The organism is Marinobacter bohaiensis (assembly GCF_003258515.1).
Classification (GTDB): Bacteria; Pseudomonadota; Gammaproteobacteria; order Pseudomonadales; family Oleiphilaceae; genus Marinobacter_A; species Marinobacter_A bohaiensis.
Window position 1 is genome coordinate 1,151,279 of record NZ_QGEH01000001.1, and the last position, 15,101, is coordinate 1,166,379.

Genomic DNA, 15,101 nt, shown 5'->3' on the forward strand with positions numbered 1-15,101 from the left:
AATCTGAAATTGCCTCAAAAAACCTGAAATCGAACATTCGTGCGCGTTCAGGAGGCGGACACCAAGAGCAACCAGGGCGTGATTTCCCGCACCACGGCCTGTTGCGCCCGGGCAATGCCGCGCAGCGCGCCGACCGGATTCTTCAGGTTGTAGACGCCGGTGACGGGCTGCCCGGCGAGGGCGTCGTCGGTTACCACGATACGCCCGGGGAAATAGCGTCGTAGCCGGTCAACCACGTCGCCCAGGGGCTGGTCCTGGGCGATCAGCTGGTGTTGGCGCCAGGCGGCGATCTGACCGGTTGGGAGAGTGCCGCGCTCCACGCCTTGAGCGTCACGGACCGAGATTGTCTGTCCCGTCGTCAGCACTTCTGTGGCATCCGCCTGTAAGGTTGGATCGACCCGCACCCGGCCGTGCTCTACGGATACGGCGGTGCCCAGGTCCCGGCGCAGGACGTTGAAGCCGGTACCCAGGACCGTGACCTCCGTGTTGTGGGAGGACACCCGGAAGGGCCGTGTGGGCGCCGGCGTCACCTCGAAGAAGGCCTCGCCCCGCAATAGGTCGATATGGCGCTCGCCGTCACTGTAGTGAACGCTGATGGCGCTCTCCGGCGCCAGGGTGACGACGCTGTCGTCGCTCAACTGGATATCGCGCGTTTCCGCCGTATCCGTGGTGTAGTCCGCCCGCATGTGCAGGTAGGCGTGAGGGCCCACCACCAGCGCCAGCAGGCAGGCCGCTATCGCCAGGCCGGCGACACGCAGACGTCGGGGGCGCCGCTGTGCCGCGTGGGGCTGAGCCCCGGTGGGCGGCGCGTCGTTTGCTGCGAAGGCTGCATCGTGCTGGTGGCTGGTAGTCTGACCGCGCATCTCATCCAGCGCCGCCTGCCAGGATCGGGGCTCGGCCGGGGCCGCGGCCTCAATCAACAGGGCGGTATGCCGGGTCGCCGCCCAGGCGTCGGCGTGCTCGGGGCTGCGTTGCAACCACGTGTCGAAGGCCTGGCGGAGGTCGTCGTTCCCGGGCTCCTCCTGCAATCGGATCATCCAGTCGGTCGCTTCCCGGTCGATCCGGGCGCGGCTTGATTCGGTGTTCCCTGCCATTCCCGTGTCTATCCCTTTGCGGCTCGTTGAGTGCTGTTGTTATCGGGGCCGTCCTGCTGCCAACGCGGTGCCCTGATGACGAAACGTTCCGACACCGGCTTTTTCCAAAAAAACAGGTTCCAGGAAAACAGAGGTGCTGTTTGGCGTTGCATGGACACTAGGGACGCTCCAGACGCTCTTTGCAGTACTCGATGCCTTCAGCCACCAGCTTGTGGGCGAGGGCGACGGAAATATCGAGATAGGCGGCAATCTCCCGCAGCTTGGCGCCGCCGAAGCGGTTCATCTCCAGTGCGATCCGGGTGCGCTCGGGCAGCTCGTTCATGGCGGCCAGGACCCGCGCGTACTCGTCCCGGTAAAGGTTGACCGTTTCCGGGTTGCGGGCGGTATCGGCGGCATGTAGTGAGGCGTCGTCCTCCGGCGGCGGCACGGTCACCGGGGGCTCGCGGGTGGTGCGGCGACGGCTGTCCAGCGCCAGGTTGCGCACGATCCGGTAGAGGTAACCGGTGGCGTCATCCAGGAAGCGGCCCCGGGACGCCTCGTCGAAACGCAGCCAGGCCTCCTGCACCAGGTCCTCCGCGGTCACCCGGTTGCCGGTAATGCGGCTGGCATAGCTGACCAGCGCACTCCGGTGGCTGACGAACAGGTCGAGCGCGGATTGGGGATGGGACAAAGCGACTGCTTCCTCAGAAAACGACGCGGCCAGGGCATGGATCGCGGCGCCTATTGATACCAGAAAATGAGATTGATTATCAATTATTTCCCCGCCAGGCATCGTTGAGTGCCCTGAAGTGTACGACTTTTGTCTAATGGTTGGTGTGTATTTCTAGATATATCTTGCTATCAGATATATCGAAAATTACAAAAAAGATCGCACAATACCTATGGAAAACCACCCCGCAACCCGTTGCTTTCAGTGCCTTTGCCGTCCTCCGGTGGTGGCCTGCCACGCACGGCGAATGAAGAGGTGAAGCATGACGCACGTTGAAACCCGCGATGTGGAATATGTTCAGGACGACACCCGCATGCTCGGTTATTTCTGTTCGCCACGGGATGCGGCGCCCGGGAGCTGTCCCGGGGTGCTGGTCGTGCACGGCGCCGAAGGTATGACCAAGCACGTCATGGCCAGCGCCGAGCGGCTGGCGGCCCTGGGGTACGCCGCCCTCGCTGTGGACTTGTGGGGCGGGCGCAAGCGGCTCAACGGACCGGCTGAATTCGACGACATGATAGGGCTTTTTGCTGAAGACCGGACACTTTGGATGGGGCGCATGGAGGCGGCCCGCGAGACGCTCCGGGCGCAGTCGTCGACCCATCCCGGCAAGCTGGGCGGTCTCGGCTACTGTTTTGGCGGTTCCTCGGTGCTGGAGTTTGTTCGCAGCGGCGGTGAGTTGCAGGGCGTGGTGAGTTTCCACGGCGGTATCAACCTGGTCCACGACGACTGGTCGGATGCCTGCGGCGAGGCCCGGGCACTGATCTGCACCGGTGCCGACGACCCCATGGCCAATGCCGACGACCTGGCCCGTGTGCAGGAGGCCATGACCCAGGCCGGACTTGGTTGGGAGGTCAATCTGTACGGCCACACCAGGCATGCCTTTACCGAGGCCGACGGCCCCGGAACGCCCCCGTTTGCGGCCTACAGTGCCACCGCTGATTGCCGCTCTTGGCACGCCATGACGGGCTTCTTCGAGGATGTTTTCGGGCAGTGAGGGGCTGGGTGCCCCGTCACGCGACGACGCATGTCAGTAACAGGAGTGAATGATGGATCTTGGTATCGCCGGGCGCAGGGCCTTTATCTGCGGATCGTCCCAGGGGCTGGGGCTGGCTTGTGCCCGCTCCCTGCTGGGGGAAGGCGTGGCGGTGACTCTGAACGGCCGCGACGAGGACAAGCTGCGGACAGTGGTCGACACCCTGCGAAAGGATTTCCCCCAAGCCGAAATCGGTCATGTTGCGGCGGATCTCACCACCCGCGAGGGGCGCGCTGCGATCCTCAGGGCCGTGCCGGATGTGGACATCCTCGTCACCAATAACGCGGGCCCGGCGCCCGGCGCGTTGGAGGACTGGGACGAGCCGGCCCTGGATGCGGCCATGGAAGCCAATTTCATGCCCGCAGTGCAGTTAATCCGGGCCTACATCCCCGGCATGCGTCGCCGCGGTTTCGGCCGCGTCGTCAACATTACCTCGGCGATGGTGAAGTCCCCGCACTACATGATGGGGCTGTCCACTTCCGCCCGCGCCGCCCTGACGGCCATCAGCAAGGCCATCAGCCGAGAAGTGGCGGTGGACAACGTCACCCTCAACAACCTCCTGCCCGAGCGGGTGGATACCCCGCGCCAGGAATTCATGCTGCAGCGGCTGATGAAGAAGGAAGGAATCGGCCGGGACGAGGCACGGGAGCGCAACTGTCGCTCCATCGCCGCCGGCCGGTATGGCCGACCGGAGGAGTTCGGCGATGCCTGTGCATACCTGTGCAGCGCCCAGGCCGCGTTTATCTCCGGCCAGAACCTACAGCTCGACGGTGGTTCCTATGACGGCCTGGTCTGACCGGAGCGGGCGCGAACCGGAGGAGATAAGCGGTATGACGCGTGGGGAGCAGGACAGCCGACTGGCCATCCTGGAATTCGAGCGAGTTCGTCAGCGTGCCCTCACCGAGCCGGATCTGGGCGTGTTGGAAGGGCTGCTGGCCGACGACCTGGTGCATATTCACAGCACCGGCATGGTTCACGACAAGCCGGCTTTCCTCAACCACATCCGCAGGATGGGCGGCTTCGTCTCGATCGAGCGTGAGGTGCCCGAGATACGGGTCGAGGGACACCTGGCCGTCGTCACCGGCGTCACCATTAACACGGTGCGCTCGCTGGAAACCGGTGAGCGAATGGTCCGCCACGGATTCTCCACCCTGATTCTACGTCAGGTGGAGCAGCGCTGGGAGGTGGTGCTGTCCCAACTGACTCCGGTTCGCGACAGGTCCTGACCTGTCTGGACGTTCATTCGTGAAAGGAAAAACAAGATGAAACTGGTGCGATTTACGGAAAGCGGGACCACCCGTATCGGCAAGGTTGTGGGCGACCGGGTGGTGGACCTGTCCGGTGTGGCCGGCGTGGGGCACTCCATGCGGCAGTTGCTGGGCGACCTGCCGCAACTGCGCTCTGACCTGGAGGGCGTGGCCGAGCCGGCCTTTCCGATGGACAAGGTGCGCCTGGAGGCGCCGGTCAACGATCCGCAGAAGTTCCTGGGGATCGGGATGAACTATGCCAAACACGCCGAGGAGGCGCGCCAGGCCGGCATCAAAATTCCCGAGAGCCAGCTCTGGTTCAACAAGCAGGTCAGTTGCCTGAACGGGCCTTTCGATCCGGTGGTCAAGCCGCAGGAGTCGGACATGCTCGACTACGAGATCGAATTGGGCGTGGTCATCGGTCGCCGCTGCCGTCACGTGAAGGCGGATGGCGCACGTGCGGTGATCGCCGGTTACCTGATCGTCAACGATGTGTCCACCCGGGACTGGCTGCACAAGTCGCCCACGTTCACTCTCGGTAAGTCGTTCGACACGCACGGCCCTATCGGCCCCTGGCTGACCACCGATGATGAGATCGCCGACCCGCTGAACCTGGACATGAAACTGACGGTCAATGGCGAGGTGCGCCAGCATTCCCGCACCAACGACATGATCTATGACATCTACCAGCAGATCGAATACCTCTCCACGGTGATGACCCTGGAGCCCGGTGACATCCTGGCAACGGGCACGCCATCGGGTATCGGTGCACCCACAGGCAACTTCCTGGAGGAGGGCGACGTGGTGCGGCTGGACATTGAATCCTTGGGCTACATCGAGAACCGGGTGGTCGGTGACGGCCGGGGCTGACGCCGGTGTGTACACCGATCCGTTGATCTATCGAGGAGCAAATGGCATGGCCAGTGACGATTATCGTGACTACATCCTGCCGCCGGACACCTTTCGTATCCAGGCGGCGCGGGGGGTGGACCCCAAGACCTATACCGAGCGCATGCTCTCCAACGAGAAGGGCGCCAAGCTGCGCGACGAGTGGAAGGCCGCCCTTGATGAGCCCTTTCAGGGTGTCACGCCCGACGGCGAGGTGGAGCATGGTCTGTTTGATCTTGAGGATGAAGGCTTTGATGTGGCGCCTGCGGTGGCGGCGGCAGAGGCGTTCCTGGAGACGCTGGATGAGGCCCAGCGCAAGCAGGTCGGCTATCCGGTGGACGCCCCGGAATGGCGGGGCTGGTATAACCCGGAGATTCAGTTCAACGACAACGGTGTACGCCTGGAGAACATGTCGGAGGGTTCGCGCCAGGCGTTCCTGAAACTGCTGCAGGCGTTTACCAGCGAAAAGGGGTTCACCAAGATCCGGCGACTGATGGACGCCAACCACTTTCTGGGCGAACTGTACGACCTTAACAACATCATGAACCGGTGGAGCTATCACGTTCTGATGTTCGGCGAGCCGTCCACCACAAAGCCCTGGGGCTGGAGCCTGTACGGCCATCACGCTGCCATCTGCTGTTTCGTCGTGGGGCGTCAGTTGGTGATCTCGCCCACCTTTATGGGGGTGGAGCCCAAGCACATCGACCGCGGCGACGGAGAGGCTTTCACTCTGCTCACCGGCGAGGAGAGCCTGGGGCTGGCGCTGATGCAGTCGCTATCGCCGGCGCTGCGCGATCGGGCCACGATCTATGGGTTGATGGAAGATCCGGCCATGCCGGACTGGCGCTTCAACTTTGCCGACCAGCGCCACCTTGGCGGCGCCTGCCAGGACAACCGTGTGATTCCGCTTGAGGGCATACGTGCCTCGGAATTGGATCGATCCCAGCGCGCCAAACTGATGCAGGTGATCGAGACCTTCCTGGAATTTTTGCCCGACGGTCCGCGCGCGGCGCGTATGCGGCTCGTCGAGAGCCACCTGGACGACACCTGGTGGAACTGGATCGGCGGCTGCGGCGATGACGACGTTTTCTACTACCGCATCCAGAGCCCGGTGATCATGATCGAGTTCGACCATCACAGCGGCATGTGGCTGGGCAATGAGGAACCCGCCAAGTTCCACATCCACACCATCACTCGCATTCCCAACGGTAATGACTACGGCAAGGCCTTGCTGGATCAGTTCCAGAAGCATTGTGGATGCGGTGTTCATGGCCCCGATCGGGGGCCGGGGCAGGCGGGATAGCCGCTCCGTCCCCAGGTCGGTCACCTCGTTGTTGTGTCGGAGGTGACTTGCCCCGGTTGCTGCATCGGGAATGCATCCGGGGCCCTTTTAGCCGCTAGCGGGACCGTTATCTCAAGACTGAGCCTTTTCCCGGGCTGGCTGTACGCCGGGCCGTTGGGCCTGCCTTTGTCTGGAATACGGTCGCGAGCTGGTATCGATACACGCCGCGGAAGCGCGTCCGGGCGACGCGGAGGAGGGCATGACACGCCGCCGGAATTCCGGTCAGGCCCAGAAAAACAGCGCTTTTATTCCAATCCATAACAAGACAGAAGCACACGAGAGAACAAGAGGGGCAACACAATGACAATAAAGTTGATATCCAGGTTGGGCTCTTTCATCGTTTCGTTTTTCCTGCTGTTCAGTCCGGTCGGTCATGCGGCCGAGGCATCCGGGGAATCCGTGGATTCGCTCAACGACTGGCTGGCACAAGGGACGTTTTTCGGTGAGCTGAAAACGATGACCTTCTTCAAGACCTACGAAGGCATCATCGACGACAAACGGACCCATTCGTTCGGCGGCGAGTTTCAGTATCGCAGCGCCGATCTCCACGGTTTCAGTTTCGGCGTGGGTGAATACTCCGCCTACAATTTCGGCCTGAATCCGTCCAACCCGGACGAGACCGAGGGCTATGTGCCGTCCGACAACATCACCATGATCGGCAAGGCCTTCCTGCGCTACCGGGGCGCTGGTTTCGATCTCAAGGGCGGCCGCATCGGGCTGGATACACCCTTTGCCAACGAAGGTGACGGCCGCACCATGATCCCGGCGCTGTACGAAGGTTTCGGTGGCACTTACGCACTGCCGTTCAATCCCGACATCAAGGTGTACGGCTACCGCATTTTCCGCTTCAAGCCCTTCAGCGAAGACAGCTTCATCAAGGGGGACGCCGGTAATCCGGAGATCCCCGAAACCGACACGCCGCAGACGGACAGCAATGGCTTTGCCACTGCGGGTGTGCGCTGGGGACATCGCTACGGCGCCAATGCCGAGGCCTGGTACTACAACTTCGACAAGCGCCTGCAACTGGCCTATGCCGGTTTCCAGATGCCGCTGGATTCCCTGAAGATGGATTCCTGGACCCCCTTCTGGGCTCTGCAGTACGTCAAGGAATGGGACGTCTCCGATCAGGCGGCACCGTTTGAGAACGTGGACACGGACCTGTATTCCGGCCGTGTAGGCATCAATTCTCGCAACGACAAGATCTACCTCGCCGCGACCTATGTCCCCCACAAGGACGACGCTTTCCTCAGCGGCGCCTACGTCGCGCCCTACAGCTACGGTATCTACAACTCCACGCCGATCGAGGATGGCCAGCCGCTGGCGTCCATGGCCACCAAAGACCAGCCGGGGCGCTCCTATTCACTGCGCTATGTGCACCATGACGACAAGCTGCTGGCGGTTCTGGGCCTGACGCGCTTTGAACTGGAGGAATCGACCGGGATCAACTACCCGCTGGATGAATCCGAATTCAACGCCGGCTTCGTGATCCTGGGTTACAACGTCACCGATCGTTTCGGGCTGCAGTTCGAAGGGGATTACATCGACTCCGACTCCGACGTGACCGGCGCCTATCACGCCGAGCGTATCCGCATCACCTACAAACTGGGCAACGCGCCGGGGCACGGTTAGCCGCCTTTCGACAAGGGGCGCCCGCGGGTGCCGGCGCCCCGTTCTTCGCCAGCGAGGTCAAACCCATGCAGCGACGACAGAGCATCTATATCGACGGGTTCGCACACAGGAACCCCATTCCGGCAGCCTGCCGCGTGGACGGCATGCTTTATTCGGGCGTGATCTACGGGCGTGATCCCGCCACCGGAAAAATGGCCGACGGGCTGGAGTCGCAGTGCGCCCTAATGTTCGGGCATGTTCGCAGCATCCTTGAGGTGGCCGGCGGCAGCACCGCCGACATCATCAAGATGACCCTGTGGATGCAGGACAAGTCCCAGCGCGACGTGGTGAACCGACACTGGGAGCGGCTGTTCCCGGACCCGCAGTCGCGCCCGGCGCGTCACGCGCTGGATGGAAACTTCACCGGTAACATGCTGATCCAGTGCGATTTCGTGGCGGTACTGGCGAACCGCTGATCCCACCGTGACACCTGGTGTATACGCAGAGGACCTTTCCATGACGTTCGATAGCGGTAACCGCCGTCAGCGTGTACAGCTCATTGTGGTGCTGGGCATCCTCAGCGCGGCGTCCTCCCTGGGCACGGACATCTACTTGCCGGGGCTGCCGGCGCTGACCGAGGAGTTTCGGGCCGATCCGGCCGTTACCCAGTACAGCCTGAGTCTGTTCTTCATCGGCCTGGCGGTGGGTCAGTTTCTCTATGGTCCCATCGCCGATCGCTACGGCCGCAAGCCGGTGCTGTACTTCGGGTTCACGTTGTACCTGTTGGGCTGCGTGGCCGGTGCCCTGGCGGGGTCGGTCACCACGCTGATCCTGGCGCGGGCGCTGCAGGGCCTGGGGGCCGCCACGGGCCAGGTGATTCCCCGAGCCATCGTGCGTGATCGTTTCTCCGGTGCGCAGGCGGCCCGTGTGATTTCCTTCGTGATCATGGTGATGGCCATTGCCCCGCTGGTGGCCCCGCTGATTGGGAGCCTGGTGCTGAGTGTGGCGTCCTGGCGTGCGATTTTCTGGCTGTTGGCGGCCTACGCCACCCTTGGTTTGCTGGCTTCGGCGCTGTGGCTGGGCGAGTCCCACGGTGTCGACAAACGCGCGCGCCACGGTAGCCTGCCAGCCCAGTACCTGGGCTATTTCGAGCTGCTGCAGCGCGGACCTTTCCCGCTGTTCCTCGCGTGTGGGGTGCAGATGTTCGCCGTGCTGTTTGCCTTCGTCTCCGCCAGTTCCTTCATCTACATCGACCAGTTCGGCGTCGACGACTCCCTGTTTGGTTTCTACTTCAGCTTCAACATGATCGCGATGCTGTTGGGGAATCTGATTAATGGCCGGCTGGTCGTGCGCTACGGGTATCTGCCCATGCTGGGCATCGCCGTGAGCAACACCCTGATCTGGAGCATTGTCCTGCTCGTCATGGCCGTTACCGGCGTGGGTGGGCTCTGGGGCATCGTGATCCCGGCCTTCCTCATGTTGCTGACCGTCAGTATGGCCGGAGCCAATACCATCGCCGGGCTGCTGGATCTGGCACCGGATACCGCCGGCGCGGCTTCGGCGCTGTTCGGCGTGACCCAGTTCGGCTGCGCGGCGCTGGCGGCTTCCCTGGTCGGCGCACTGGGCAGTGACGCCGTGGCCATGGCCAGTGTGACCTGTGCCGCGGCGACTGGCGCAACACTGACCTACAGACTGTTGCGGCGCCGCTTGACCGGGACCGCAGTGGAAGAAGCGGCTTAATCGCTGTCCGAACCGGTCGCCCACTCCGGCCGGTGCCAGCATTGTTTGCATGTCAGGCGGATGCTATATTTCAGATATATCTAAAATTAAGTTATATGCGATGAGAGTGGAGTAGCCAGCTTGACCAGCTTGAAGAGTGCGGCGGGAAGTAACCCGAGAAAGAGTAGGGCAAAAGGTAACAAGCGTGATGATCGTTCTCCAGGCCATGACGGCGACAGGTCCGGTGACGCTGCCGGCTCGGGAAGCCGGGGCGGCCGACGCAGTGGCCGTTTGTTCGACTACGGCGAACTGCGACTGCTGGTCCTGACCATGCTCGCGGACCAGCCCAGCCACGGCTACGAGATCATCAAGCAGATCAAGGAGCGCTTCGGCGGCAACTACAAACCCAGCCCGGGCGTGATCTATCCCACGCTGACCTGGCTCTATGACAAGAACTACGCGGTCATCGACACCGAGGGTGGCGGCCGAAAACAGTACAGCATCACCTCGGAAGGCAAGGCGTTCCTGAAAGCGAACGAGGCGCAGGTAAAGCTCCTGATGTCACGGGTTGGACCGTCCGGCAAAGGCCGGCCGCCGGCGCAGATCGTCAACGCAATGGACCACCTCAAGTTCGCCCTGAGTCTGCGCATGAAGCGTGAACCGCTGGCGGAAAGCACCCTCGACAAGATCGCAGGGGTCATCGATGCGGCGGCCGATGAGGTCGAGGAACTAATGAACGAGCGGCCGGTGGCCGATACCAACGTCAAAAGCGTCGCCGTTGTCGAGACGCCGAATGCGGAGCGTTTCGTGCGCCGGTTGAGCAGTCACTTCCAGCACAAGACGCCGGTCACCGCCGGCGAGAACTCGGTCCAGATCCGTATGTCCCGGGGGGCTTGTTTCCTGGAGGCCGGGGAGCATGAACTCCGTGTCACCGTCATGTCGCCCGACGTCAAGCAGATGGGGGAACTCCAGGAGATCATCGTACGTCACCTGGAAGATGCCTCCGTCCGCGAAGAGCTGAGGTTCGACTGGCAGTCGGCCTGAGCCGGCTGTCAGCCGACACCCTGGAATGATCGGCGATATTTGGGGCCGGCGGACCATGGATGGGGTTCGTAGTCGCGCACTTGATACAACTGTTTGAACATGTTTTGAAAGAGGATGTCATACATGTCCACGCCGATTCTTTTCATCAAGCATCAATGTTCCAAGTCAGAACAGGAGATGCTGCGCGTGCTGCGGGCGATTCACGACCGTGCGGATCCCTTTCCGGGTATTGCCCCCCAGCTCGGCCATCAGGGCGTGTCGGAAACCGACATCATCGATCTGATCGAGGTCTTCCAGGCCCTGTTCCGGCAGTTTGGGCGGTTCGACATGCTGGGCCCCAAGTCTCCCTGTGTGTCGCGGGATGAGCTCGACCTGCTGGCGACGCTGAACTATTTTGCACGCTACCGCCTGCAGATGAATGGCGTTGATTACCCGGAAGAGTTCGGGCCATTCTACGACCTGCTCCAGGCCGGCGCCGCCCTGTTGGAGCGGGTCGGCGTCGCCTTTCGCCCACGTCCGATGCCGGAGACATTTGCCGGCTTCCGGCTGTAAGGCCAAAGCCTGCTGACTGGCCTTGACCACCCGGGATCCGGCGAGGAGGGGCAGGACCAAAAACGGGCCTGCCTGTGGGATTCAGGACGTACCGGCCCGGGGCGGTACTTTCTCCTTGAAGGCGCTGGCCAGTCGCGTACTTTCCTTGACCAGCAGGCCAACGTCGCTGCCCACGGCGACAAAGGTGGCGCCCAGTTCCAGGTAACGTTCCACCAGTTTGGCATCGGCAGACAGAATGCCGGCGGCCCTGCCGTGTGACTGGATGCGTTTGAGGGCGTCCTCGACCACGGCCTGGACCTCGGGTGCTCCCGGATTTCCCAGATAGCCCATATCGGCGGCAAGATCGGCAGGGCCGACGAAGACGCCGTCCACGCCTTCGGTGGTGGCGATGTCATCCAATGCCTCCAGGCCGGCCCGGTTTTCGATCTGCAGCAGCAGGCAGATCTCGTCGTTGGCGGTCTGCAGGTAATCCGGGATGCGGTTGAACGCCGACGCTCGCGCGAGGGCCGCGCCGACCCCCCGAATCCCCTGTGGTGGATAGCGTACCGCACGCACCATATCCCGGGCCTGGGCAGCGGATTCGATCATGGGCACCAGCAGTGTCTGGGCGCCGATGTCCAGGTATTGCTTGATCAGGGCCGGCTCGCCGATGGTGGCGCGAACCGCGGTATGACACGGCGAGGCCGCCAGGGCCTGGAGCTGCGCCATCATCAGGGGCACATCGTTGGGGGCGTGTTCGCCGTCGATCAAGAGCCAGTCGAAACCGGCGCCGCCGCAGATCTCGGCGGTATAGGGGCTGGCCAGGGCGACCCAGAGGCCGATCTGGGGACGCCGCTCCAGCAGCGCCTGTTTGAAAGTGTTACGCGGGGCAGGCATGGCATTCCTCACTCAAAGAAGCAGCTGACGGTGCCGTAGGGGCCGAAATCGCCGACGATGGTGTCACCGTGGCGGGCCTCGACCGGGCGGATGAAAGAACCGGACAGCACCACCTGACCGGCCTCGATGCGGTCGCCGTAACGGGCCAGGCGGCGGGCCAGCCAGGCGATGCCGCGCGCGGGATGATTGAGCACCCCGGCCCCCAGTCCGGTTTCCTCGACGGCGGCGTTGCGCGAGACGATGGCGCCGGTCCAGCGCATGTCGATCTCGTGGGCGCGCACGGCCCGGCCGCCAAGCACGATGCCGGCATTGGCCGCGTTGTCGGAGATGGTGTCGACGATGGTACGTGCCTGACCGGTTTCCGGGTCTTTGCGCAGAATGCGGGTGTCCAGGACCTCCAGCGATGGGGTCACGTAGTCGGTGGCGTTGATCACATCGAAGACAGTGACGTCGGGGCCGGACAGCGGGGCTTTCATGACGAAGGCCAGCTCGGCCTCAATGCGGGGCTGGATAAAACGGTCCGGCGGGATGCGGTTGCCGTCCTCGAACAGCATGTTGTCGAACAGCACGCCCGAGTCCGGTGTGTCGATGTTAAGGGCGTATTGCATGGCCTTGGAGGTCAGGCCGATTTTCCAGCCGATCACACGGCGGCCGGCGTCGATCTTGCGGTTGACCCAGGCGGTCTGGACGGCGTAGGCGTCGTCCAGAGTCATGCCCGGATGTTGCCGCGACAGGAGGCCGGTCTGCCGACGGGTTTTCTCGGCTTCGTCCAGGTCGGCGACGGCCTGCTGGATGGCGTTTGGGTCGAGCATGGTCTATCCCTCGTCTTCCACGATGTTGCGCAGCACGCCGATGCCTTCCGCCTCGACCTCAACCACATCGCCCGGCTGCAGCCAGAGCGGTGGCTCGAAACGGGCGCCGGCGCCGGTGGGGGTGCCGGTCACCAGAATGTCGCCGGGTTCCAGTGTGGTGAACGTGGATATGTAGGCGATGATCTCGCGAAAGGAGAAGAGCATCCGGCTGGTGCGGTCCTGCTGGCGAATCTCGCCATTGACGCGGGTCGTCAACTGGATATCGGCCAGTTGGGACGCGTCGGTAAAGGGCACCAGCCAGGGACCCATAGCGCCGCTGCTATCGAAGTTCTTGCCCTGGGTGACGTTGAACTTGGCGTGGCGAACCCAGTCGCGGATGGTGCCTTCGTTGCACAGCGTCAGGGCGGCGATGTGGTCCAGCGCTTTAGCCGCCGGGATGCGACGCCCCTTCTTTCCGATGACGATGGCGATCTCGCCTTCGTAGTCCAACTGCTCGCTTTCCGGCGGCCGTATCAGCGGCTGCAGGTGGCCGGTCAGGGAACCGGGAAAACGCACGAACAGGGAGGGCTTGGGCGGCGCGTCCTGATCGTCGCGGTACTCGGCATTGCGGTTGGGATAGTTGACCCCGACGCAAAGGATTTTGCCCGGTCTGGGCAGGGGAATCTCATAGGTAACGTCTTCGGGGCTGAAGTCGGGCTCGAGGTTGGTGACCTCTTCGGCGAGTGTGGCCAGCGCGTTGTCGGCGACCACCTCGTGCAGTGTCGGCCAGCGGGACGAGTAGCGGGCCGACAGGTCGATGATCCCGTGATCGGTGACCAGGCCGTAGAGGATACCCCGGGGCGACGATAGAGTTGCAAATCGGGCGTGTTTCAACTGAGCCTCCTGTTGTTGTTTGGACTCGAGTCAGTTTCAACGCGGTTCGCCCGAGAGGGCGGGCGAAAACAGGCCGCCATCGAGTATGGCGGCCGCGTTCCCGGTGTGGATGCCGGGGGATTTAGTCGAGGTTGATGTTGAACATACGGGCGGCGTTTCCACCCAGGAGGTTGGCCTTGTCTTCGTCGGTGACGTTCAGGGATTCGATGGTTTCGATGCCCTGGAAGAACCAGTCCTTGCGGATCGGGTAGGAGCTGCCGTACAGAATGTTCTTGCTACCGATGACGCTGACAGCCGCTTCGAGCTGGGCCTTGCCCCACTGCGGGGCGCCGGAGGTGTCGAAGAAGATGTTGTTGCTCAGCTGATCGCGCAGGTTGCTGGTGCCGGTCTGGAAGCGGTCCACGGCATCGTTGAACTTGTGCTGGGGCGGAACCAGCATGTCGGCGAAGGCGTAGAAGGCACCGCCCAGCATGGAGTGGATGAACTTCAGGTTGGGCAGCTCGTCGAACATGCCGCTGAACAGCTCGCGGCCGACCGCGGTGGCCTGGTCCACGCAGCGACCGAACTGGCGACGCTGGTTGGTGTACGGCAGTACCGAATGGTAATCCACCGGCAGCGGCGTGTGGTGGACCACCACCGGTACGTTCAGGTCATTGAGGAACTTCAGGTAGGGACGGAAGACCGGGTCGTCCAGGTAGATCTGGCCGTAGTGGGCCACCATCTGCACGCCCTTGAAGTCCAGTTCGTTCAGGCAGCGGTCGACTTCGCGCAGGCAGGCGTCGGTGCCCCAGGGCGGAACGACGGCGAGCGCGGTCATCTTGCCGCCACTGCGTTTGACGTATTCGGCCATACGGTCGTTGACCAGTTTGCAGGTTTCGATGTCGAGCCATTCCTGCCACACCGGCAGACGGAAGACCGCATGGTCCACGCCGGCTTTTTCCATGTCGGCCAGTTGGCTTTCCAGGGTGTACTGACCTTCGGCGTAGTTCAGGTTCACGTAGCCCTTGGGCTGTTCGATGATCAACTGCTGCAGGTCCTTGCCTTCGATCTGTTCGACCCGGGTGTGTACGCCATATTGGCGGGGGATGCAGTCGAGAAAGGAATTCAGCAGATTCTTGTCGGAGAACAGGTCGCCCGGCAGCCAGTGCATGTTAGCGTCGATGATTTTTCTGGAACTCATGGTTTTGGTCCTTGTTGTGGTTTCAGTCGTGTTTCTGATTGCTGTTGTGGATTCATGATTGCGCGCCATCGTGCGACGGCGAACGTTGGGCCGGACCGTTTCTTGCCGAACGTGCCCGGTCCCG

16 protein-coding genes are annotated in these 15,101 nt (G+C 62.7%); 10 read left to right on the forward strand and 6 right to left on the reverse strand.

Translation table 11 applies throughout. The features are described from left to right. Positions 1 to 47: 47 nt before the first annotated feature. Both DKK67_RS05115 and DKK67_RS05120 read right to left on the reverse strand, forming a co-directional pair. Positions 48 to 1,094, reverse strand: coding sequence for a FecR family protein (locus tag DKK67_RS05115; RefSeq protein ID WP_111495027.1), 1,047 nt, complete (start codon positions 1,092 to 1,094; stop codon positions 48 to 50). A gap of 157 nt (positions 1,095 to 1,251) precedes the next feature. Further along, positions 1,252 to 1,764 carry a sigma-70 family RNA polymerase sigma factor gene (locus tag DKK67_RS05120; RefSeq protein ID WP_111495029.1) on the reverse strand — a complete coding sequence of 171 codons (513 nt, stop codon included), beginning with the start codon at positions 1,762 to 1,764 and terminating at the stop codon, positions 1,252 to 1,254. A 301-nt stretch (positions 1,765 to 2,065) separates the two neighbouring features. Here DKK67_RS05120 and DKK67_RS05125 point away from each other — a divergent pair, with 301 nt between their 5' ends. The 10 genes from DKK67_RS05125 (at position 2,066) to DKK67_RS05170 (ending at position 11,236) form a co-directional block, all read left to right on the forward strand. After that, the gene (locus tag DKK67_RS05125; protein ID WP_111495031.1) at positions 2,066 to 2,797 is read left to right on the forward strand and encodes a dienelactone hydrolase family protein; all 732 of its coding nucleotides are present in this window, start codon (positions 2,066 to 2,068) and stop codon (positions 2,795 to 2,797) included. 52 nt (positions 2,798 to 2,849) lie between these two features. Continuing rightward, positions 2,850 to 3,632, forward strand: coding sequence for an SDR family oxidoreductase (locus DKK67_RS05130; RefSeq protein WP_111495033.1), 783 nt, complete (start codon positions 2,850 to 2,852; stop codon positions 3,630 to 3,632). Between the two features lie 34 nt (positions 3,633 to 3,666). Then, positions 3,667 to 4,062 (forward strand): nuclear transport factor 2 family protein, encoded by a 396-nt coding sequence (locus tag DKK67_RS05135; protein WP_111495035.1) that lies wholly within the window; start codon positions 3,667 to 3,669, stop codon positions 4,060 to 4,062. Positions 4,063 to 4,098: 36 nt separating this feature from the next. Next, positions 4,099 to 4,953: a fumarylacetoacetate hydrolase family protein gene (locus tag DKK67_RS05140; protein WP_111495037.1), complete on the forward strand. Its 855-nt coding sequence runs from the start codon at positions 4,099 to 4,101 to the stop codon at positions 4,951 to 4,953. 46 nt (positions 4,954 to 4,999) lie between these two features. Then, entirely contained in the window at positions 5,000 to 6,274 is a 1,275-nt protein-coding gene (locus DKK67_RS05145; protein ID WP_111495039.1) for a DUF3500 domain-containing protein, read from the forward strand. Positions 6,275 to 6,712: 438 nt separating this feature from the next. Then, the gene (locus tag DKK67_RS05150) at positions 6,713 to 7,942 is read left to right on the forward strand and encodes a hypothetical protein (protein WP_204355732.1); all 1,230 of its coding nucleotides are present in this window, start codon (positions 6,713 to 6,715) and stop codon (positions 7,940 to 7,942) included. 65 nt (positions 7,943 to 8,007) lie between these two features. Next, complete coding sequence (locus DKK67_RS05155; RefSeq protein ID WP_111495041.1) at positions 8,008 to 8,397, forward strand: RidA family protein; 390 nt, start codon at positions 8,008 to 8,010, stop codon at positions 8,395 to 8,397. Between the two features lie 40 nt (positions 8,398 to 8,437). Then, positions 8,438 to 9,661 (forward strand): multidrug effflux MFS transporter, encoded by a 1,224-nt coding sequence (locus tag DKK67_RS05160; protein WP_111495043.1) that lies wholly within the window; start codon positions 8,438 to 8,440, stop codon positions 9,659 to 9,661. A 270-nt stretch (positions 9,662 to 9,931) separates the two neighbouring features. After that, positions 9,932 to 10,684 carry a DUF2218 domain-containing protein gene (locus tag DKK67_RS05165; RefSeq protein ID WP_162628752.1) on the forward strand — a complete coding sequence of 251 codons (753 nt, stop codon included), beginning with the start codon at positions 9,932 to 9,934 and terminating at the stop codon, positions 10,682 to 10,684. 123 nt (positions 10,685 to 10,807) lie between these two features. Further along, positions 10,808 to 11,236: a hypothetical protein gene (locus DKK67_RS05170; RefSeq protein WP_111495045.1), complete on the forward strand. Its 429-nt coding sequence runs from the start codon at positions 10,808 to 10,810 to the stop codon at positions 11,234 to 11,236. An 81-nt stretch (positions 11,237 to 11,317) separates the two neighbouring features. Here DKK67_RS05170 and hpaI read toward each other — a convergent pair whose 3' ends face one another. The 4 genes from hpaI to DKK67_RS05190 form a co-directional block, all read right to left on the reverse strand. Continuing rightward, entirely contained in the window at positions 11,318 to 12,112 is a 795-nt protein-coding gene (hpaI, locus tag DKK67_RS05175; RefSeq protein WP_111495047.1) for a 4-hydroxy-2-oxoheptanedioate aldolase, read from the reverse strand. A gap of 8 nt (positions 12,113 to 12,120) precedes the next feature. After that, positions 12,121 to 12,924, reverse strand: coding sequence for a 2-oxo-hept-4-ene-1,7-dioate hydratase (gene hpaH, locus DKK67_RS05180; RefSeq protein WP_111495049.1), 804 nt, complete (start codon positions 12,922 to 12,924; stop codon positions 12,121 to 12,123). A 3-nt stretch (positions 12,925 to 12,927) separates the two neighbouring features. Next, entirely contained in the window at positions 12,928 to 13,797 is an 870-nt protein-coding gene (locus tag DKK67_RS05185; protein ID WP_111495051.1) for a fumarylacetoacetate hydrolase family protein, read from the reverse strand. Positions 13,798 to 13,918: 121 nt separating this feature from the next. Then, positions 13,919 to 14,977: an amidohydrolase family protein gene (locus DKK67_RS05190; RefSeq protein WP_111495053.1), complete on the reverse strand. Its 1,059-nt coding sequence runs from the start codon at positions 14,975 to 14,977 to the stop codon at positions 13,919 to 13,921. Positions 14,978 to 15,101: the final 124 nt, after the last annotated feature.